The organism is Luedemannella helvata (genome assembly GCF_039528415.1).
In the GTDB taxonomy this organism is placed as follows: domain Bacteria; phylum Actinomycetota; class Actinomycetes; order Mycobacteriales; family Micromonosporaceae; genus Luedemannella; species Luedemannella helvata.
Map to the genome: position 1 here is coordinate 206914 of NZ_BAAALS010000005.1, position 19262 is coordinate 226175.

A 19262-nucleotide genomic window follows, 5' to 3' on the forward strand; every position below is an offset into this window, starting at 1 on the left:
GCAGCCGCCCAGAGCCCCAACTATCTGGATGCCCAGGAGGACGTGTGTTCGCCAATTCGGAGGAATTCCTTCGGTACCTCAAAGACGAGGGCGTGAAGTTCGTCGACGTACGATTCTGCGATCTGCCCGGCGTGATGCAGCACTTCAACGTGCCGGTCGAGTCGTTCGACGCCAGTGTCTTTGAGGACGGTCTGGCGTTCGACGGCTCCTCGATCCGCGGATTCCAGCAGATCCACGAGTCCGACATGATGCTGCTGCCGGACGTCTCCAGCGCCTTCGTCGACCCCTTCCGGGTCGAGAAGACCGTGGCGCTGAACTTCTTCATCCACGACCCGTTCACCCGCGAGGCCTACAGCCGCGACCCGCGCAACGTCGCGAAGAAGGCCGAGTCCTACCTGGCCGCCAGCGGCATCGCCGACACGGCCTACTTCGGCCCCGAGGCGGAGTTCTACATCTTCGACTCGATCCGGCACGAGACCAGCGCCAACCAGGCCTACTACTACATCGACTCGGTCGAGGGCTGGTGGAACACCGGCAAGGACGAGCCGGGTGGCAACCGCGGCTACAAGACCGCCTACAAGGGCGGCTACTTCCCGGTGCCGCCGGTCGACCACTACGCCGACCTGCGTGACCAGATGGTGCAGAACCTGCTCGGCGCCGGCTACACGGTCGAGCGCTCGCACCACGAGGTCGGCACCGCGGGCCAGGCCGAGATCAACTACAAGTTCTCGACCCTGCTGCACGCCGGTGACCAGCTCCAGCTGTTCAAGTACATCATCAAGAACACGGCGTGGGCCGCGGGCAAGACCGCGACCTTCATGCCGAAGCCGCTCTTCGGCGACAACGGCTCGGGCATGCACACCCACCAGAGCCTGTGGCTGAACGGCGACCCGCTGTTCTACGACGAGACCGGCTACGGCGGCCTGTCGGACACCGCCCGGTGGTACGTCGGTGGCCTGCTCAAGCACGCCCCGTCGCTGCTCGCCTTCACCAACCCGACCGTGAACTCCTACCGGCGCCTGGTGCCGGGCTACGAGGCCCCGGTCAACCTGGTGTACTCGCAGCGCAACCGCTCCGCCTGCACCCGTATCCCGGTGACGGGTACGAACGCGAAGGCCAAGCGCATCGAGTTCCGGGTGCCCGACCCGTCGGCCAACGTCTACCTGGCGTTCGCGTCCATGCTCATGGCCGGCCTCGACGGCATCAAGAACAAGATCGAGCCGCCGGAGCCGATCGACAAGGACCTCTACGACCTGCCGCCGGAGGAGGTCGCCGCGGTCAAGCAGGTTCCGGGCTCGCTGCCGGAGGTGCTGGACGCCCTGGAGGCGAACCACGACTTCCTGCTCGAGGGTGGCGTCTTCACCCCCGACCTGATCTCGACCTGGATCGACTACAAGCGCTCCAGCGAGATCGACCCCGTGCGCCTGCGCCCGACCCCGCACGAGTTCGCGATGTACTACGACGTTTAGTCGTGATCAAGGCGCTGACCAGCACCGCAAGGTGACTCAGCGATCTTGAGTACATGGCTGGTACAACCCGCAGGACGGCGGTCACGCCCGGCCCTTGGCCCGCGTGACCGCCGTTCCGCTTTCCCGAGCGCCCCGTCGATCAGGGTCCGGGTGCGGTCCACCACGTCCGGCACTCGTGGACGTAGGTGTTCAGCGCGATCGTCGGAGTGGAGTGGCCCAGCGCGAGTTGCACCGTCTTGACCGACGCGCCGCGTGGATCAGCAGCGTGGCGTAGTGGTGCCGCAGCCGGTGGATCCCTCACCGGTCCGTGTCATCGTCGACAGCCACGGCGGTGATGTCCCGCTCGATGTGCACCCCCAGCGGGTCCGCCACCCGATTGTTGATCGGCCACCGCACGGACGCCGTCGCATCTAGGCGCAGCGCCAGCAGGTATCCGCGTGCCGCGATCCTCGCCGGCTTGCACGGCCATCCGACGCTGTCCCTGCAGGTGACGCAGCACTGTGTCTGGTCGGGCTGGTGGGCAGCGCGGATCTCGTGCGCCATGCGCCACACCAGCGGGTCGGCGGCGGCCGGCGGCTCGGGGGGCGGGTTGTCCGGGTCGAAGTTCACGCGAATCACGGGCCACTCCTCTCGGTGGGCGAGCACGACGGCCGGGCCTGCTGGAACGTCCGACCGTCGCACCCGTTCCACGTAGCCTGCTGGCTACGGACGGTGAGGTTAAGGTGGCGCGCGTCCTCGGGTGTCCGCAGACAAATAGCGGACGGCTCAGCCGTTGCCGTGCGGGCGAAACGTCTCGTAGGCGTCGCGCAGCCCGGCCGCCTCATCGGCGCCGGCCGCCGCGACTCCCGCAAGCACCTCGGCGGCCCGCCACCAGTTCGACGCCACCACCCGCCCCGACTCCACGGCTGCGGTAGCCACAGTGGCCGCCTCGTCTGCGCGACCGGCGCCTAGCAGCGCCAGCGACAGGTCCAACCGGGCGGACGCGATGCGCCGCGGCCGGGTCACCCCGTCATCAGCGGCGAGCAGCCGGGCCAGCGCCGCGCGAGCGAAGTCCACCGCCGCCGGGTCACCCACCCACGCCAGCGTCGTAGCGGTATACGCCATCGCCTTGGCCGGGTCGTACTGGTAGTGATGCTCAGGCCGCTCCGGCCCCGTCATGCCCGCTACCTGCCGCTCAAGACGCGCCAGCGCCCCCAGCGTCTCGGCCGAGCGGCCCATCCGCGCCCACGCCCGTCCCTCCTGCGCGGTTGCCTGCGCATGTGCCGAGGACCCACGCGCCGCCAACGCCTGCGCCTGCCGCGACAGATCCAACGCGCGGGCGTAGTCGCCGCCGGTAAGCGCATCCCACGCCCTAGTCTCCAAGCACCACGCCAGGATCTCCGGCCGCTCGGCGTGCCCGCCCAACTGCACGGCCGTTCGCAATCGGGCCTCAGCCGCACGGTCCTGCCGCAGGTCGATGTGCACGGTCGCGGCCAGCAAAGACAGCCACCCGCCCACGGTCACCAAACGGCGGCGCTGCTCAATCGTGGCCCGCGCGTCAACGAGCTGCCCGACGTAGCCGAGGTGCTCGCGCAGCCGGGGCAACAGGTGTTGCGGCAGGGTCGTCGTGTACGCCATCGCCAACTCGTCGACGACCGTCTCCAAGCGCTCCAGCGTCGGCGCGCTCACGTCGGATGCCTCGACCCGGCGGGCCAGCTCCAGGGCCTCGCACTCGTCGTCGCCGGTTCTGACCACGCGCACAAGTGCGACCAGCTCGCCGCCAGCGCCAAGCGCCTCGTCGACCCGCTCGGCCGCGTCTACCGTCGGCGCCTTGCGGCCGGTAGCCAGCTCATGCAGGTACGAACGCGAGTAGAACGTGCGAGCAGCCAACGCCCGGTACGAGACTCCGCCCGCCTCCAGCAGGGCACGCATACGCTCGCCGAAACGCGGATCGGATGTGCGCGGCATCGTGAACCGTCCCTGGAAGCAGTCAGAGCTGCGGCGCACCGGCCGCCACTCCGGCATGCCGGCGTGCTCCCACGGTACGCGGAATCGGACAGCCGGGCATGACGCAGACAGCGCTAGATCGCCTCATCGGCCATCAACAACTGTCGTTGATCACAACCCGTGAGTGGATAGACACCGGTCTGCAGTACTCCTACGGTCCTGTTCGTGATGTCAAAGCCGGACTGGTCCGCATTCAAGGGAGCAAAGGGCAGGATCCGACGTCTGCGCATCCTCGGCTCGACCGAGAAGCCTATGTATAAGCCGCCACCAGAAGAGGAGTGCCACTGCGAAACGTTCGTTTTTCACCCAACCGGACGGGAAAACGATCCGATCAAGCTACATGTTCGTTTTATGCAATACCAGGGAAAGATCGTCGACTTCTCGATCAATCAGGTCTTCGTCCTGGACGGAATTTCCCATGACATCGCACGGATCGACACAGCTCACGGCACTATCCATAGACATCAGTTTTTTCCTCGGAGGCAGCAAGTACGTACGGTGATCACGGAAATTCCGGTGGACGACGGATGGAACGTTGTCGACAAGGGGTATGACAACGCCCTGGATGTGATGCAAGATGAATGGGATGACAACCTAAGGAGGTGGAATAGTGACAGAGCGTAACCCTGAGTTGGCTGCGGCCTTCGACTTTGCACGTCGCGTGCGTGATCCTGAGTTTCGCAAGGTCATCCACGACCACGGTTGCCAGAGCGACCAAGACGTGGTGATCACAGTCGACAACACCCCCGTGGCCGAGGTGCTGGATCGAGTCTTCACGCGCTGCCGTCCTCCGGCGCTCGTCGCGGTGCACCGCCCGGCCGCCCCGCTCAGCTTCGTCTTCCTAGCAGTCGAGCCGATCATCTCTGAAATGAACTCAGCCAACCCGCCCGAAGGGCTCGGCGAGGATACGAGCATCGGCATGTTGTACGACTCCATGCCCAGCACGAACGGAACCCACTTCGTCCTGGGCCACAACCGGAGCTACAACGTGCAGCCCGTTTCCGCCGAGACCGTCTCGGTCTAACGAACGGCCTGTTCAACCACATCGCTTCCGCCCTGCCGCAATGACCCCTGATATCGCGGCGGCCCCGCCCCACCGACTCGTCGTCGGGTGCGGCGGGGCCGCCGCCTGTGCGGCGCCATCTCAGGATGGTCGGCCGGCGCCGTACCGGCCGACAGGGCACGTCCTCCGCGACCTCGATGCGCGGCACGCGGTTGGGCGGCAGGCGCTCGACGGCTCCGTGACGACAACCTTGGCCCGGCGCTTGCGCCAGTATCACATCGACGTCGCGCCAGTGCGTGCCTCGTCCAAGACGACCGCGGCTACCGCGTAGCCGAGCCGCACGCAGTGCGCCAGGTGCAGGCCCGCCCAGCGATGGATCTCGCTGCGGCCCGGATGCAGATGACGGCGCGTAGGACATCGAGCACTGGTGTGCCCGCGTCACATGCCCGGAACCCGGCGGCCGGGCCTGGACTCGTCCGAGCATGAACGTGGCCCGACGTCGCCTGGCGCTTGTGGTGATCGCCTGCGTCCTGGCGGCGCTGACAACGGCCGCCGCCGGCAACCTGTGGGGCGAGGAGCAGACCCGCGCCGACAGCACAGGGACGTACTCGCCGGACACCTCGCTGCCGGCGACGGCGCCGCATCCCGAGGCGCGCTGCCCGGGTCCCGGCGCCCCGCCGGTGCACCGGACGCTGGCGGGCCCGATGGTCGCGGTGAAACAACTCGTCCTGACCACCGCTGACGGGGTCAAGCTCGCCGCCGTACGGGTCGGTGGCGGCGGCCGGGGGGTGGTGCTGGTCCACGAGGACGACAGCGATCTGTGCACCTGGTGGGCGTACGCCCGGCGACTCGCGGCGGGTGGGTACCACGTGCTCGCGTTCGACCTGCGTTGCCACGGGTTCAGTGAGTGCGGCCGGCGGCGCGACTACGCGGCGGACGCGCACGCGGCGGTAGCGGCCCTGCGGGCCGCCGGCGCGGCGCGGGTGGTCGTCGCGGGCACCGAACTCGGGGCCAACGTGGCCGTGGTCGCCGCGGCCCGCGACGCCGGGACGAGTACGGGCGCGGTCGCCCTGGCGCCCCGGCCCTTCGACGTCCCGGTCACGGACGAGTCCGGGCCACGCACGATCGCCGAGGCGGTGCCGCGGCTGCGGGTACCGGTGTTGGTGTGTCTCGGTGAGCTTGACGCGGTCCTCACGCTGCTCGGCGAAGCGTGGCGGGTGCTGCCGCGCCTGTGCGACGGCCGCGGCATGGACGCGCTGACCGAGGGCCCGGACAGCGTCGAGCCGCACGTGGCGGCCTTCCTGGCGGCCCATACCTGATGGGCCGGGCGGAGCCCGGGCGGGAACGGCTCAGCCGACGACGGTCAACGCTTCCTCCGCTGGAGGTGGACGACGTTGTCGACCGGCCGGTCGTCATAGATGTCGTCCGCGGTCGGCGGCTCCAGCTCAGGATCGTCCTCCATCTGGCGCGCGAGCGCGATGATGGCGGCCCGGTGTTCGCGTACCAGCTCCACGAAGCGGGGCACGGATTCCGCGATGGCGTACTCCGTCCCATCCACCAGGCGGACCACCGTGCTCGGGGTTGCGTCGACCCGCTGAACGAGGTCCGGGTTCAACGCGAACACCACACCGTCGGGTCGCGTCACGAGTATCACGGTTTGTTCCCATCCTCAGTTGCCGTATCAGTTCCCATCGGCACCCGCGCTGAGGATTTAAGGAAAACCCGGCCGCTAGCTCACGTTGCTCGCGGTCGCGGGCAGCCCGAGGAGGTCCGTCATCGCCAGTCGCGACCGCAGGTCGCCCATCGCGGCGACGTCGGCGAAGTAGCTGGCGCGCCGGCGGGCTACGCACCCGTCCGGCTTAGGGGCCACCAGGTCGGGATCCAGGTGGGTGTTCAGGGCGTCGCGCAGCAGGCCGAGCGCCTCGGTGCGCAGCTGCGAGACGCGCGACTCGGTGACCCCGAGTTCCTCGGCGATTTCGGCCGTCGGCCGCTCCTGCAGGAACTGGCCCGTGATGACCGTGCGGAGCCGGTCGGGCAGCGCCTGGATGGCCTGGTGCAGGTAGCCGATGCGCTCCCGGTAGAGGAGCAGGTCCTCCGGGCCGGTCGCGATCTCGACGATCATGTCCTCGGCGGCGCCGGGCGCGAAACCCTCCAGGCTCAGCACGGCGGCGCGACGCACCTCCCCGTCGACCTCGGCCACCTTGTCGGCCGCTACGCCCAGCGCCTCGGCGACCTCCGCGTTCGTGGGCACGCGGCCCAGCGCCGAGGTGATCTCCTGGCGGACGCTCTCCGCCTGCCGTGCCCGCTGGCGCACCGAGCGGCTGGCCCAGTCCAGTCCGCGCAGTTCGTCCAGGAGAGCACCGCGGATGCGCATGGCCGCGAAGCGCTGGAACGGGGTGCCCCGGCCCGCGTCGTAGCTGCGGGCGGCGTCCACCAGCCCGGCGAGCCCGGCCGAGATCAGATCGTCGCGGTTGACGTGGGCGGGCACGCGGCCGAGCAGCTCACGAACGAGGTGACCGACCAGCGGCAGGTGGCCCCGGACCAGGTCGTCCAGAGCGCGATCTGAGCAGGCAGAGGGCATTACCGGGACTTTCGGGGGCGGCGCCGGCCGGGGGACGGCGCATCCAACGTACGCGAACAACTTTCGCATACAATGCACCGAACCGGTCACGCTCCGTGACCGATGGGACGTAGATCACTACGGAGCGTGGAAAAGGCGGTCGGCCGTCGCGCGGGCCCGGCGGGTCACCCGGAGGTACTCGTCCAGGAACTCCCCCGGATCGCGCCCCGCCGGGCGGCCCAGCACCCGGGCCACGGCCGCGAGCTCGGCCCCCTGCCGGGGCAGCTGGTCGGTCGGCCGGCCGCGTACCAGCATCAGCGCGTTACGCACCCGGGTCGCCAGCGTCCACGCCGTGCTCAACGCGACCTCGTCGGCCGGTGAGACCAGCCCCGCCCGCGTCGCCGCGGCGAGGGCCTCGAGCGTACGGGTGGTCCGCAGGCCCGGCACGTCGTGCCCGTGGCGCAGTTGCAGCAGCTGGACGGTCCACTCGATGTCCGCCAGGCCGCCCCGGCCCAGCTTCGCGTGCGTGGCCGGGTCGGCGCCGCGGGGCAGGCGCTCGGTGTCGACCCGGGCCTTGATCCGGCGGATCTCCACGACCTGCTCGTGGCTGAGGCCCGCGGCCGGGTAGCGCACCCGGTCGGCCAGGGCCAGGAACCGGGCGCCCAGCTCCTCGTCGCCGCAGACGAACCGGGCCCGCAGCAGGGCCTGCGCCTCCCAAACCCGCGACCACTTGGCGTAGTACCGCTCGTACGCGGCCATGCTGCGCACCAGGGGCCCCTGGCGTCCCTCCGGCCGCAGGTCGGCGTCGATGCCCAGCGGCGGCTCGGGCGCCGGCGCCGACAGCAGGCGGCGCAGCTCCTCGGCGATGGCCAGGGCGTGCCCGCTGGCGGCGTCCTCGGCCATGCCCGGCGGCGGCTCGTAGACGAACAGCACGTCGGCGTCGGAGGGGTAACTCATCTCGGCCCCGCCCAGCCGCCCCATGCCGATGATGGCGAAGGGCAGGTCGGCGGCCCGTACCCGGGACTTGGTGGCCCGCAGCGCGGCGGCGAGGGTGGCGTCGGCGACGTCGGCGAGCGCCTGGCCCACCTCGGCCGCGTCCAGGCGCACCGTGGACAGCGGCGCCCCGTTGGGCGGCGCGAGGCCGCCCAGGATGTCCGCGCACGCGGTGCGGAACAGTTCGCGCCGGCGCAGCGCCCGCACGGCGCTCACGGACGCGCCCGCGCCGAAGTGCCGGTCCGCCGCGGCGAAGAACCCGTCCATCAGCGACTCGCGGGTGCGCGGCACCTGTTCGGCGTCGTCAGCCAGCAGCCGCAGCGCTTCGGGGTCGCGTACCAGCAGTTCGGTGATGTACCGCGACAGGCTCAGCAGCCGGGCCAGCCGCAGCGCGACCGGCCCGCCGTCGCGCATGAGCCGCAGGTACCAGGGGGTGGCCCGCAGCGTGTCGGACACCTGGCGGTAGGCGAGCAGGCCCCGGTCGGGCTCCGGCGCGTCGGCGAACTCCGACAGCAGGACGGGCAGCAGGGTGCGCTGGATGGCCGCGTACCGGGACACGCCGCCGGTCAGCGCCTCCAGGTGGCGCAGGGCGCCCGGCGGGTCGGCGAAGCCGAGGACCTCCAGGCGCGCGCCGGCCTCCTTCGGCGTGAGGCGCAGGTCCTCGCTCGGCACCCGGGCCACCGCCTCCAGCAGGGGCCGGTAGACGAGCTTGGAGTGCAGCCGGCGCACCTCCTGGGCGTGGGTGACCCACGCGGTGCGGAACTGCTCGACGGCGTCGGCGTGTGGATCGGTGCGGTAGCCGAGCGCGTGGGCGAGCCAGCGCAGCGCGACCGGGTCGGTGGGCACGGTGTGGGTGCGCTGCAACCGCTGCAACTGCAGGCGGTGCTCGACCGTACGCAGGAACCGGTACCCGTCGACGAGCGCCTCGCCGTCGGCGCGTCCCACGTAGCCGCCGCTCGTCAGGGCCCGCAGGGAGTCCAGGGTGGACGGTGAGCGCAGCGCCTCATCGGCCCGCCCGTGCACGAGCTGCAGCAGCTGGACGGCGAACTCGATGTCGCGCAGCCCGCCCGGCCCCCGCTTGATCTCCCGGTCGAGTTCCTTGCGGGGCACGTTGTCGATGATGCGCCGGCGCATGGCGCGCACGTCCTCGACGATGTCCGGCCGCTCGGCGGCGCCCCACACCAGGGGTTGCAGCGCCTCCAGCCACTCGGCCCCCAGCGCCAGGTCGCCGGCAGCCGGCCGGGCCTTGAGCAGGGCCTGGAACTCCCAGGTGCGCGCCCACCGCTTGTAGTACGCCAGGTGCGAGGCGAGGGTGCGCACGAGCGGCCCGCGGCTGCCCTCGGGTCGCAGGTTGGCGTCGACCTGCCAGGCCGCCTGGCCGCAGATCACCATGAGCCGGCTCGCGATCGCCTGGCCGGCCGCGAGGTCCTCGTCGCCGGCCACCACGAAGATCACGTCGACGTCGCTGACGTAGTTCAGCTCGCGCCCGCCGCACTTGCCCATGGTGACCACGGCCAGGCGGGGCGGGGTGCCGCCACGCTCGGCGACCGCCAGCAGGTACGCCGCGCGCAGCGTCGCGTCCGCGAGCAGGGACAGCCGCGCCATGGTCTGCTCGAGGTCGGCGGCGCCGGTGAGGTCGGCGGCCGCGATGCGCAGCACCGCGCCCCGGTACGCCCGCCGCAGCGCGGCCGGCGCGTCGATCGCCAGCCCGGCGTACGGGTCGGCGTCCAGCGCCTTGTCCGGCGCCGCGATCATGGCAAGCTCGCCCGGGTTGGCCACGAGGTCGTCGCCGAGCGCCGTGGACGCGCCCAGCACGGCGGTCACCCGCCGGCGCAGCCGCTCGTCATCGCGCAGCGCCGCCACCGGCGGCGGCGTCCCGAGGCGGGTCGCGGTCTCGGTCAGGCGCACCAGCTGGCGCAGCGCGAGGTCCGGGTCGGCCGCCGCGCCGAGCGCGGTGAGCACCTCGCCGGCCGTCGCGTCGACCGGCTGCTGGCCCGTTTCGTCCCACAGGCCCAGCCCGCCCGCGGACAGCGACGTCGCGGCACGTTCGGCGTCGAGGAAGCCGTACCGGGCGAGCCGGCCGGTACCGCTCGTGGGTCGGGTCATGCCGGCGCCGCGCTCAGTGGCCCAGCAGCGGCAGCGGCCGCCCGGAGACCGACGCGCCGGCGAGTTCGCCGCGCACCACCGCGGCGAACCGTTCCGCGAACGGCCGCCACGCCTCCTCCAGATCGCCCATGGCCGCCTCGGTGCGGTCCAGCAGGCCCTCCGGGTCGATGCGGCACTCGCGCAGCAGGCCGATCGAGTCCAGCGCCCAGGAGGCCACCATCTGCGTGTCGCACTCGATGTGGAACTGCACGCCCCACGCCTTCTCCCCCAGCCGGAACGCCTGGTTCGGATAGTTCGTCGAGGCCGCCAGGAGCACCGCGCCGACGGGCAGGGCCACGATCTCGTCGGTATGCCACTGCAGCACGTCCATGAGCATGGGGGCGCTGGCGAACAGCGGGTCCTCCTCGGCCTTGTCGCGCTTGGCGGCGAGCCTCGGCCCGATCTCCGGGCCGGCGCCTGCCGGCTCGACGATCCCGCCGTGCGCCTGGGCGAGCAGCTGCGCGCCGAGGCAGATGGCCAGCGTCGGTACCCCGTGCCGCACCGCCTTGCGCAGCAACGACTCCAGCTGCGGGAACCAGGCCGCGCCGGGTACGGCGTCCGGGTCGTCGTACGCGCTCTGTTCGCCGCCGAGGACCACCAAGCCGGCGACGCCGTCCAGGTCGGCCGGCAGCGGGTCGCCGGCGTGCGGGCGTACCACGGAGAGGGTGAGGCCCGCGGCCGTGAGCCAGTCACCCAGCCGGCGCACGTCGTCGGTCGGGTCGTTCTCGATCACCAGGGTGAGGCCGCTCATGGTGATGAGGCTATCCAGATTAAGCTCAGCCGCCATGTCCGACCTCACGACTGCGGTCCGGCCGGCCGCTCTGCGGCCCGGCGACCGGGTGATGCTCGTCTCACCATCCGGACCGACCCGTCCGGAGCGGGTGGCGCGGGGCGTCGAGCTGCTCTCGGAGTGGGGCCTGTCGGTCGACGTCGCGCCGAATGTCTACGCCCGCTCCGGCTACCTCGCCGGCACGGACGACCTGCGCCTGGCCGACCTGATGACCGCCCTCGGTGACCCGACGGTACGCGGGGTGATCTGCACGCGGGGCGGCTACGGCGTGCAGCGCATCGTCGACGGCATCGACATGGCGGTCGTCCGCGCCGACCCCAAGATCGTCGTGGGCTTCTCGGACATCACGGCGCTGCAACTGTCGCTGTGGCGCGGCGCGCGCCTGGCCAGCGTGCACGGCCCCGGCGCCGCGTGGCTGCACGAGCGCACGGGCCCCGACTCCGTGGCCGCCCTGCGCCACGCGCTCATGGACCCGACTCCCGTGACGATCTCCGCGCGTCAGGATGAGGAGACCTCTGCGGTACGCGTGCCCGCGGCGGCCGTTTCGGGGCCCCTGCTCGGCGGGAACCTGTGCCTGCTCGCGGCCACGGTCGGCACCCCAGATTTCCCGGACATGTCGGGCGCCATCCTGTTGATCGAGGAGGTGGGCGAGCCGCCGTACAAGGTCGACCGGATGCTCACCCACCTGCGCCGCGCCGGCGTCCTGTCCCAGGTCGCGGGCGTGGCCGTGGGCCAGTTCACCGACTGCGCGGACGGCTGGTCCACCACGATCGTCGACTGCCTCCTGGAACGCCTCACCCCGCTGGGGGTCCCGGTGCTCGGCGGTCTCCCGATCGGCCACGGGCGCGACCAGATCGCCGTACCCTTCGGCACACTGGCCACCCTCGACGCCACGCTCGGCACCCTCACTGTCGCCCCGGCGGTGCGCTGACCGCCCGACCGGCGCGTCAGCGGGTCGCCGTGAAGATCGCGAAGGTGGGATTCGCGCGCAGCGGCGCCCAGTACTGCTCGCCGTGCTCGGCGACCAGGTCCTCCGTGATCGTCGTGGGCACCCGGCGCACGTCCGTGAGCCCGGCACGCTCCAGGGCCGGCTCGATCACCCCGGGCGGCCAGGAGAAGCCCTCGAAGTCGACCGGCGGATCGCCGGGGATGTGCACGGCGTACCCCTGCCGGCCGGCGGACTCCTCCGTCCGGCGCGCCGAGATGCCGTACGCCGGCAGGATGTCCGCGTTGTCCCAGTCGAACTCCGGGTTGGGCACGAGGACGACGAAGGTGGCGCCCGGCGCCAGGTTGGCGACCAGCTTGCCCACCATGAAGTCGAGCGCCTCGACGCCGGGGGCGTACCCGAGCAGCCACACGGCCGTGACGACGTCGAACGACCCGAGGACGGGCAGCTCGGCGCCGTCGAACTGCTCGTAGGTGATGCCGAGCGGCTCGCGCTCCTCCACCCGGCGGGCGTAGGTGATCATCTCGATGGAGGCGTCGATACCGACGACCCGGGCGGCGCCGCGCGCGGCGAACATGCGGGCGTAGAAGCCCGTGCCGCAGCCGGCGTCGAGGACGGAGCGGCCGGCCAGGTCGGGCAGCGCCGCGAACAGCGTGCCCCGCTCGGCGAGGCCGACAGGGACGAGCTTGCCGCGCTCGTACAGCGCCCCGATCACGTCGTACTGGTCCGTCATCGTGTGACCTCCATCGCTTTCAAGGTCGGTCCACTATAGAGCGCCGGCCAGCGTCATCCCGTGCGTCGCAACAGAACTACCGCAACGTCGTCGTTGACTGCCGATTCGGCCCCGTCGGCCGCCGCCCGACGCATGATCTCGTCCACGCACCCCTCGACGTCGTCGCACGAGACCTCCGCGAAGTCGGCGGCGAGCGTGGCGATGCTGTCGGTGATCGCCTGGTCCCGCCGCTCGATGAGCCCGTCGGTGTAGGCGAGCAGCGTCGACCCGACCGGGAACCGCGCGTACGCCATGGGCGTGTCCATCCGCAGGCCGCCGAGCAGCCCGTACTGCGCCCCGTCCAGGGTCGACACGGTCCCGTCGGGCGTGCGCAGCAGCGCGTACGGGTGACCCGCGCTGACGTAGCCGACCCGGTCCCGGGCGAGGTCGACCTGCAGCAGCTGGGCCGTGCCGTACGAGCCGTCGGCGCCGCCGAGCGCGGCCTCCAGGTGCCCCACGATCTGCTCGGTCGGCACGCCCGTGTGCACTGCCGCCGAGATCACGTGCTGCATCTGCGTCATCGCGGCGACCGCCTCGACCCCGTGGCCGACGACGTCGCCGACCACGACGACGAGTGACCCGTCGGCGCGCGGCAGGAACTGGTACCAGTCCCCGCCCATCCCGATGGCGTGCGTCGCGGGGCGGTAGCGCGCCGCGATGGCGAGGCGCCGCAGGCCCGGCGGCGCGGGCAGCAACCGCCGCTGGAGGGCGGCGACGAACTCGTGGCGACCCTCGGCGTCACGGGCGCGGTCGAGCGTCTGCCCGCACATCTCACCCACCGTGCGCAGCACCGCGGCCGTACCGCTGTCGAACTCGCGCGGCTCGCGCCAGAGGAGGCTCAGGACGCCGAACACGGCGCCCGTGTCGTCGCGCAGCGGCACGGCCGCCGCCGATCGGAAGCCCGACGCCCGCACGTCCGACAAGATCTCCGGTTCGTCGGCCTGGTAGGCCAGCAGGTCGTCGACGAACACCATGTCGCGCTGGCGCACGGCCGCGGTCGTCGGCAGGTGGGCGTTCAGCGCGACCCGGCGGTACCTGCTCACCAGCTGCGCGTCCAGGTCGCCGGTGCTGGTGCCGAGCATGCTCAGGTGCCGGTCGCCCAGCAGCAGGCCGATGTCGGCGGAGTCCGCGCCGACCAGGGGCGGCACGTGCTCCTCGATGACCGCCACGACCGCGTCGAGGTGACGGGCCTCGGCCAGGCCGCGGGCCACGCCGGCCAGCCGTTCGGCCCGGCGCGATTCCTCGGCTGCCCGGGTCGCGAACGCGGCCCTGGTCCGCTCGAACCGCCCCTCCCGCACCCACAGGATCCCCAGGAGTACGGCCAGCAGCAGGGTGGCGACGAGAATGACCGCCGGCAGCGTGCGATCGGTCGGGGTGGGGTCGTCGGCCGTGACGCTCCAGCGCCGCCCGGCCACGGTGACGGTCGTGGTGGCACCGCCGGCCGGCGCGTCCGCGATGACGAGCGACCCGTCGCTCACGCCGACCCGGGTGCCGGCCGGCAGGCGGCGGTGGGCGGCGTCGACGAGGTTCTCCGCCAGCAGGCCGGTCGAGACGAAGCCGACGAGGGTGCCGGAGCTGTCGGCGCGGGTGAAGATCGGCTGGGTGAGGAAGTAGCCGGGCCGCCCGCTGGGCGCGAGCCGGGTCGGCGCGCTGAGCACGAACCGCCGGGTGGTGGCGGCCTCGTACGCGGCGGCGGAGCGCACCGCGTCGCTGTAGGTGTCGAAGCCCAGCACCGGGCGCGTGGTGTCGTTGACCGGCTCGACGTCCAAGACCACGGCGTACTGGGCGCGCCGACCGGCCGGGACGAACCGCCCTTCGGCGTTGCGTTCGATGATCGGCCGGCCGACCCGCGCCTCGAAGGCGTCGCGCTCGCCGTCGCGGACGATCACCACGTGCGCGAGCGTCGTCAGCGCCGAGGCGCCGATCACGTCGGCGGCGAAGTGCCGGAACTCCGCCGGCGTGACCGTACCGTCCGAGGCGATGCCACCCACGCCGCTGAGCGCCGTGGTGGTCCGGGCGAGGCTGTCGCTGAGCGCCGCGGCCGCGACCGTGGCGGCCTGCCGGTCCCGCTGGACGGCGCGGGCATCCTCCGCCATGACGGCCGCGTACACGCCCGTGCCGCCGACCAGCAGCAACGCGAGCAGGCCCGCGAGGGCTGCAACCCGTTTGCCCGTGACGTCCGATATGGACCCAGCGGGAGCGGGAGCGCCTGCGCGCGATTCGACGGCATGTTCAAGCGAGAAACGAATGCAGGGAGCATATGTCCCCTGTCAACGGCAGGTGGACCGCTGTCCCACGACAACGGTCGCGTACTCGTCGTCGGCCGTCACGACAGCGGCCCGCAGCCCGTGGCCCGCCATGATCGCGACGGCGGTCGGCGCCTGCCGCTCGCCCGCCTCGACCAGCAGGTGCCCGCCGGGCGCGAGCCAGCCGCCCGCCCCGGCGGCCAGCCGGCGCAGCACGTCCAGCCCGTCGGCACCACCGTCGAGCGACGCGCGCGGCTCATGGTCACGCGCCTCGGGCGGCATCAGCGCGACCTCGTCGCTCGGCACGTACGGCACGTTGGCGACCAGGACGTCGACCCGGCCGCGCAGCCCCGCTGGCAGCGGCTCGAACAGGTCGCCCTCGAAGACGCCGGCCGCGACGCCCGCGAGGTTGCGCCGGGCGCAGCGCACGGCCGCGGGGTCGATGTCGGCGGCGTACAGCTCAACACCCGGCACGGCGTCGGCGAGCGCCGCGCCGATCGCGCCCGCACCGCAGCACAGGTCGACCACCACGCTCCCGGGCCGCGCGACGGCGGCCGCCCGGTCGACGAGGAACGCGGTGCGCTGGCGCGGCACGAAGACGCCCGGCTCCACCGCCACGCGCAGTCCCCGGAACTCCACCCAGCCGATCACGTGCTCCAACGGTTCACCGGCGATCCGCCGCGCGCTCAGGGCGTCCAGTTCGGCCTCGCTGGCGGCCGCGGCGACCAGAAGCGCGGCCTCGTCCTCGGCGAACACGCACCCGGCCGCCCGCAGCCGGGCAACCAGCGCGGTCAGGGACGAGGGTGTGATCGGCACAGACATAGGCGCCGGCAACCTTACTCGCACCATAGGGTGACCACATGACCGACATGACGACCGATGCTCACGTGCTGACCAACCAGTACTCCGAGCCGAGCCGCCTGGTCGCCCGTCAGGCGATCTGGCAGTGGCGGCGTGGACCGGCGCTGCCGGACGTGGTTCTCGATCTCGCGGCGGCACGCGGTGACGAGGTCGTCGCGGACGTCGGCTGCGGCAACGGACGCCTCCTCGAGGCACTGCGGGGCCGCGGCCACACCGGTCCGCTTCTCGGCCTGGACAGGTCGCCCGGCATGGCCCGCGTCAGCGCCGGGTACGGGTTCGGGGCGGCCGCCGACGCCCAGGCCCTGCCGCTGCGCGACGCGAGCGTCGATGTCGCGCTGTGCCTGCACATGCTCTACCACGTGCCGGACATCGGCCGGGCGGTTGCCGAGCTGCGCCGGGTCGTACGCCGGGGCGGCACCACTGTGGTCGCCACGAACGACGTCGGCCACGCCGCCGAGATCCGGGCGATCCGCTCCCAGGCGGCGCGCACCGTCCTCGGCGTCGACGTGGACCTCGACTGGTCGGACTCCCGCTTCAACACCGACATCGCCCGGACGGCGCTCGCCGCGGCGTTCGATGAGGTGCACGTCCACCAGCACGTCGGTACGTCGGTGGTGCCCGACCCGGCACCGGTGCGGGCCTACGTCGCGAGCTGGCCGCCCGAGACGCTCGGCCTGACCGCCGGCCCGACGTGGCACGCGGTGCTCGCCGAGGCGGACCGCCTTATCGCGGCGCACTTCGCCGCCCGGCCCACCTTCCCGGTCACCAGCCGCGCCGCCGTGCTGACCTGCCGTTAGGCGTCAGCCGGTGGAGCGGCGCTGCCAGGCCTCGCCCAGGGCCTCCACGGCGGCGCTGATCGCCGGGCGGGCGGCGGACGCCGTACGCCAGGCGGCCGAGACGCGCCGGGTCGGCACCGGCTCGATGGGTACCACGGCGACGCCCGCCGGCAGGTAGGTGCGGGCCAGCCGGGGCACGATCGCGACGCCCAGGCCGGCCGCGACCAGCGTGAGCTGGGTCTCGAACTCGTCGACGTGGAAGGCCGGCCGCACGTTCGGCAGCACCCGGGTCAGCCAATCGTGGCAGATCGAGCCGGGCGTCGACGCGACCCACCGCTGCCCCACCACGTCCGCCAGTCGCACCGGTCCGCCGGCCGCGAGCGCGTGCCCGGCCGGCACCACCAGGTCGGCGACGTCCGGCCCGAGGTCCACCTGGGACAGCCCGGGCGGCAGGGCGACCGGGGCCTCCGGCCAGTCGTCGATGACCGCCACGTCGGCCTCCCCGCGCGCCACCAGGTCGAGGCTGATCGCGTTGCCGCCCTCGCGCAGGGCCGGTTCGAGCGCCGGGTGCGACGCGAGGAGCCGCGACAGGGCGGCGGGCGCCAGGCCCCGGCACGCTGTCGGGAACGCCGCGATGACGAGCCGGCCGGTGACGGTCTCGCGGTGTGCCGCGAGCGCCGCCTCGGCCTCCTCGACGGCGGCGAGGACGGTGGCGGCGTGCCGGACGAGCACCCGGCCGGCCTCTGTCAGGCGCAGCCCCCGCCCGTCCTTTTCCAGCAGCGCGCTGCCGGTCTCCCGCTCCAGCTTCGCCAGGTGCTGCGACACCGCGGACGGCGTGAGGTGCAGCGCCCGCGCGGCGCCGGTCACCGTGCCGTACGTGGCGACCGCGTGCAGGGCGCGCAGCCGGGCGACGTCAATCATGAAGCAACGCTACATCTTCAGTGAAGAACAACGCGCTGGTGCTTAACGAAGGTAGGTCGCAGGCTCGACGCCATGAGACCTCGGCACATCGCCCTCGCGGTCGCGGTCGCCGCCGCGTGGGGATTCAACTTCGTCGTCATCGACGTCGGCCTGCGGGAGTTCCCGCCGCTGCTGTTCTCCGCGCTGCGGTTCGCGCTCGCGGCGTTCCCGGCCGTACTGCTCGTGGGTCCCCCGAGGGTGCCGTGGCGGTGGGTGTTCGCGGTCGGGGCCGCCCTGGCGGTCGCGAAGTTCTCGCTGCTGTTCCTCGGTATGGCGGCGGGCATGCCGGCCGGGCTGTCGTCCGTGGTCCTGCAGGGTCAGGCGATCTTCACCGTGCTGTTCGCCGTACTCCTGCTGGGAGAACGGCCCGGGCGGCGGCAACTCGCGGGACTCGGGGTGGCCACCGCGGGCATCGCGGTCGTCGCGGCCCGGTTGGGGCCCGACCGGCCGGCCGCCGCGTTCGTCCTCGTGCTCGGGGCCGCCGTCTGCTGGGGCGTGGCCAACATCGCCATGCGCAGGGCCAACCCGCCGGACACGCTGCGGTTCATGGTCTGGGTCAGCGCCACCGCGCCGCTGCCGCTGCTCGCGCTGTCGCTGCTCACCGAGGGTCCGGCGGCCGACCTCGCGGCGCTGCGCGGCATCGACTGGACGGGCGTCGGCGCGCTCGGCTACATCGCCGGGGTCTCCACGCTGGCCGGATTCGGGGCGTGGGGTGCGTTGATCCGCCGCTACGGGGCGTCGTCCGTGGCACCGTTCTCCATGTTCGTGCCGTTCTTCGGGATGGCCTCGGCCGCGCTGCTGCTGGGCGAGCCGGTCCACCCCACGGACGTGCTCGGTGGGCTGCTCGTCGTCGGCGGCGTGCTGGCCGGCGCCGTGCGGTCCCGGTCGCTTGACCCTCACGCGGCGGAAGGGACCACGCTGGTCGTCGAAGGAGGGAACCATGGCGTACACGGTGGGGAAGGTGGCCCGGCTCTCCGGCGTGACGGTGCGGACGCTGCACCACTACGACGAGATCGGGCTGCTGTCGCCGAGTGAGCGCTCCGCAACGGGCTACCGCCGCTACGACGAGCGCGACCTCGACCGGCTGCAGCAGATCCTGTACTACCGCGAGCTGGGGTTCCCGTTGGAAGAGATCGCGACCATCCTCGACGATCCGGGCACCGACGCGGTGGCGCACCTGCGCCGACAGCACGAGCTGCTGACCGCGCGGATCAAGCGGATGCGGGAGATGGTCATCGCGATCGAGTTCGCGATGGAGGCACGCAAGGTGGGCATTCAACTCACCCCCGAGGAGCGCTTCGAGGTCTTCGGGGAGTTCAACCCCGACGAGTACGCCGAGGAGGCCGAGCAGCGCTGGGGCGGCACGGACGCGTACCGGGAGTCGACGCGGCGCACGTCCGGCTACACCAAGGCCGACTGGCAACGGATCAACGAGGAGACCGCGCAGTGGGGCGGCCGGCTCGCCGCGCTCATGGACGCGGGCGTCCCGGCCGACTCGGTCGAGGCGCGCGAACTCGCGGAGGAGCACCGGGCGCACATCAGCCGGTGGTTCTACGAGTGCTCGTACGAGATCCACACCGGCCTGGCCGACATGTACCTCGCCGACCCCCGGTTCACGGCGACCTACGAGAAGATCAAACCGGGTATGACCCGGTACCTGCACGACGCGATCCACGCCAACGCGATCGAACGGGCGTGAGGCGCATGATCCGCTGAAATCCGTTGTACGACAGGCTTGGCAGCCGGGATCATCAA

Annotated in this window: 18 protein-coding genes; 8 read left to right on the plus strand and 10 right to left on the minus strand. The window is 72.2% G+C overall.

Translation table 11 applies throughout. The annotated features are described in order from the left end of the window. The first annotated feature begins 44 nt into the window (after positions 1–44). Complete coding sequence (gene glnA / locus ABD191_RS07360; RefSeq protein WP_344078257.1) at positions 45–1469, plus strand: type I glutamate--ammonia ligase; 1425 nt, start codon at positions 45–47, stop codon at positions 1467–1469. A gap of 297 nt (positions 1470–1766) precedes the next feature. Here glnA and ABD191_RS07365 read toward each other — a convergent pair whose 3' ends face one another. Both ABD191_RS07365 and ABD191_RS07370 read right to left on the minus strand, forming a co-directional pair. Next, on the minus strand, positions 1767–2087 hold the full coding sequence (locus tag ABD191_RS07365) for a hypothetical protein (RefSeq protein WP_344078259.1): 321 nt from the start codon (positions 2085–2087) through the stop codon (positions 1767–1769). A gap of 147 nt (positions 2088–2234) precedes the next feature. Then, positions 2235–3416 (minus strand): helix-turn-helix domain-containing protein, encoded by a 1182-nt coding sequence (locus ABD191_RS07370; RefSeq protein ID WP_344078261.1) that lies wholly within the window; start codon positions 3414–3416, stop codon positions 2235–2237. A 207-nt stretch (positions 3417–3623) separates the two neighbouring features. On the opposite strand from ABD191_RS07370, the gene ABD191_RS07375 reads away from it, so the two are divergent. The 3 genes from ABD191_RS07375 to ABD191_RS07385 all read left to right on the plus strand — a co-directional run bounded on the left by ABD191_RS07375 (position 3624) and on the right by ABD191_RS07385 (position 5777). Beyond that, a complete protein-coding gene (locus ABD191_RS07375; protein ID WP_425560678.1) occupies positions 3624–4079 on the plus strand; it encodes a DUF7718 family protein in 456 nt (151 codons plus the stop codon). Further along, a complete protein-coding gene (locus ABD191_RS07380) occupies positions 4066–4479 on the plus strand; it encodes a hypothetical protein (RefSeq protein ID WP_344078265.1) in 414 nt (137 codons plus the stop codon). Before ABD191_RS07375 ends, ABD191_RS07380 begins: the two co-directional genes overlap by 14 nt. 461 nt (positions 4480–4940) lie before the next feature. Further along, entirely contained in the window at positions 4941–5777 is an 837-nt protein-coding gene (locus ABD191_RS07385; protein WP_344078267.1) for an alpha/beta fold hydrolase, read from the plus strand. Positions 5778–5821: 44 nt separating this feature from the next. Here ABD191_RS07385 and ABD191_RS07390 read toward each other — a convergent pair whose 3' ends face one another. The 4 genes from ABD191_RS07390 to ABD191_RS07405 form a co-directional block, all read right to left on the minus strand. Beyond that, positions 5822–6103 (minus strand): flagellar FlbD family protein, encoded by a 282-nt coding sequence (locus tag ABD191_RS07390; protein ID WP_344078269.1) that lies wholly within the window; start codon positions 6101–6103, stop codon positions 5822–5824. An 84-nt stretch (positions 6104–6187) separates the two neighbouring features. Beyond that, a complete protein-coding gene (locus tag ABD191_RS07395; protein ID WP_344078271.1) occupies positions 6188–7039 on the minus strand; it encodes a sigma-70 family RNA polymerase sigma factor in 852 nt (283 codons plus the stop codon). A 117-nt stretch (positions 7040–7156) separates the two neighbouring features. Then, complete coding sequence (locus ABD191_RS07400; protein ID WP_344078273.1) at positions 7157–10117, minus strand: bifunctional [glutamine synthetase] adenylyltransferase/[glutamine synthetase]-adenylyl-L-tyrosine phosphorylase; 2961 nt, start codon at positions 10115–10117, stop codon at positions 7157–7159. Positions 10118–10130: 13 nt separating this feature from the next. Next, positions 10131–10943 carry a type 1 glutamine amidotransferase gene (locus ABD191_RS07405; RefSeq protein WP_344078275.1) on the minus strand — a complete coding sequence of 271 codons (813 nt, stop codon included), beginning with the start codon at positions 10941–10943 and terminating at the stop codon, positions 10131–10133. Here ABD191_RS07405 and ABD191_RS07410 point away from each other — a divergent pair. Beyond that, entirely contained in the window at positions 10942–11877 is a 936-nt protein-coding gene (locus tag ABD191_RS07410) for a S66 peptidase family protein (protein ID WP_344078277.1), read from the plus strand. The genes ABD191_RS07405 and ABD191_RS07410 overlap by 2 nt on opposite strands. Positions 11878–11893: 16 nt before the next feature. Here the strand turns inward: ABD191_RS07410 and ABD191_RS07415 are convergent, their stop codons facing one another. The 3 genes from ABD191_RS07415 to ABD191_RS07425 all read right to left on the minus strand — a co-directional run bounded on the left by ABD191_RS07415 (position 11894) and on the right by ABD191_RS07425 (position 15732). Beyond that, positions 11894–12625, minus strand: a complete 732-nt coding sequence (locus ABD191_RS07415; protein ID WP_344078279.1) for a class I SAM-dependent methyltransferase — start codon at positions 12623–12625, stop codon at positions 11894–11896. A gap of 53 nt (positions 12626–12678) precedes the next feature. Beyond that, positions 12679–14799, minus strand: coding sequence for a SpoIIE family protein phosphatase (locus ABD191_RS07420; protein ID WP_344078281.1), 2121 nt, complete (start codon positions 14797–14799; stop codon positions 12679–12681). A gap of 135 nt (positions 14800–14934) precedes the next feature. Continuing rightward, on the minus strand, positions 14935–15732 hold the full coding sequence (locus ABD191_RS07425) for a putative protein N(5)-glutamine methyltransferase (RefSeq protein ID WP_344078283.1): 798 nt from the start codon (positions 15730–15732) through the stop codon (positions 14935–14937). A gap of 38 nt (positions 15733–15770) precedes the next feature. Between ABD191_RS07425 and ABD191_RS07430 the strand changes: the two genes are divergently transcribed. Beyond that, the gene (locus tag ABD191_RS07430) at positions 15771–16568 is read left to right on the plus strand and encodes a class I SAM-dependent methyltransferase (protein WP_344078285.1); all 798 of its coding nucleotides are present in this window, start codon (positions 15771–15773) and stop codon (positions 16566–16568) included. Between the two features lie 3 nt (positions 16569–16571). Here the strand turns inward: ABD191_RS07430 and ABD191_RS07435 are convergent, their stop codons facing one another. Next, positions 16572–17468, minus strand: a complete 897-nt coding sequence (locus tag ABD191_RS07435; RefSeq protein WP_344078287.1) for a LysR family transcriptional regulator — start codon at positions 17466–17468, stop codon at positions 16572–16574. 72 nt (positions 17469–17540) lie between these two features. Between ABD191_RS07435 and ABD191_RS07440 the strand changes: the two genes are divergently transcribed. Both ABD191_RS07440 and ABD191_RS07445 read left to right on the plus strand, forming a co-directional pair. Then, the gene (locus tag ABD191_RS07440) at positions 17541–18542 is read left to right on the plus strand and encodes an EamA family transporter (RefSeq protein WP_344078289.1); all 1002 of its coding nucleotides are present in this window, start codon (positions 17541–17543) and stop codon (positions 18540–18542) included. After that, complete coding sequence (locus tag ABD191_RS07445) at positions 18448–19206, plus strand: MerR family transcriptional regulator (protein ID WP_344078291.1); 759 nt, start codon at positions 18448–18450, stop codon at positions 19204–19206. Before ABD191_RS07440 ends, ABD191_RS07445 begins: the two co-directional genes overlap by 95 nt. Positions 19207–19262 lie beyond the last annotated feature (56 nt).

Bases quoted from the DNA above. Each gene is read 5' to 3' on its own strand.
- ABD191_RS07440 (WP_344078289.1), top strand. From the start codon at position 17,541: ATGAGACCTCGGCACATCGCCCTCGCGGTCGCGGTCGCCGCCGCGTGG.
- ABD191_RS07435 (WP_344078287.1), bottom strand. From the start codon at position 17,468: ATGATTGACGTCGCCCGGCTGCGCGCCCTGCACGCGGTCGCCACGTAC.
- ABD191_RS07415 (WP_344078279.1), bottom strand. From the start codon at position 12,625: ATGACGGACCAGTACGACGTGATCGGGGCGCTGTACGAGCGCGGCAAG.
- ABD191_RS07425 (WP_344078283.1), bottom strand. From the start codon at position 15,732: ATGTCTGTGCCGATCACACCCTCGTCCCTGACCGCGCTGGTTGCCCGG.
- ABD191_RS07445 (WP_344078291.1), top strand. From the start codon at position 18,448: ATGGCGTACACGGTGGGGAAGGTGGCCCGGCTCTCCGGCGTGACGGTG.
- ABD191_RS07385 (WP_344078267.1), top strand. From the start codon at position 4,941: ATGAACGTGGCCCGACGTCGCCTGGCGCTTGTGGTGATCGCCTGCGTC.
- ABD191_RS07430 (WP_344078285.1), top strand. From the start codon at position 15,771: ATGACCGACATGACGACCGATGCTCACGTGCTGACCAACCAGTACTCC.
- ABD191_RS07370 (WP_344078261.1), bottom strand. From the start codon at position 3,416: ATGCCGCGCACATCCGATCCGCGTTTCGGCGAGCGTATGCGTGCCCTG.
- ABD191_RS07400 (WP_344078273.1), bottom strand. From the start codon at position 10,117: ATGACCCGACCCACGAGCGGTACCGGCCGGCTCGCCCGGTACGGCTTC.
- ABD191_RS07395 (WP_344078271.1), bottom strand. From the start codon at position 7,039: ATGCCCTCTGCCTGCTCAGATCGCGCTCTGGACGACCTGGTCCGGGGC.
- ABD191_RS07375 (WP_425560678.1), top strand. From the start codon at position 3,624: ATGTCAAAGCCGGACTGGTCCGCATTCAAGGGAGCAAAGGGCAGGATC.
- ABD191_RS07410 (WP_344078277.1), top strand. From the start codon at position 10,942: ATGTCCGACCTCACGACTGCGGTCCGGCCGGCCGCTCTGCGGCCCGGC.
- ABD191_RS07405 (WP_344078275.1), bottom strand. From the start codon at position 10,943: ATGGCGGCTGAGCTTAATCTGGATAGCCTCATCACCATGAGCGGCCTC.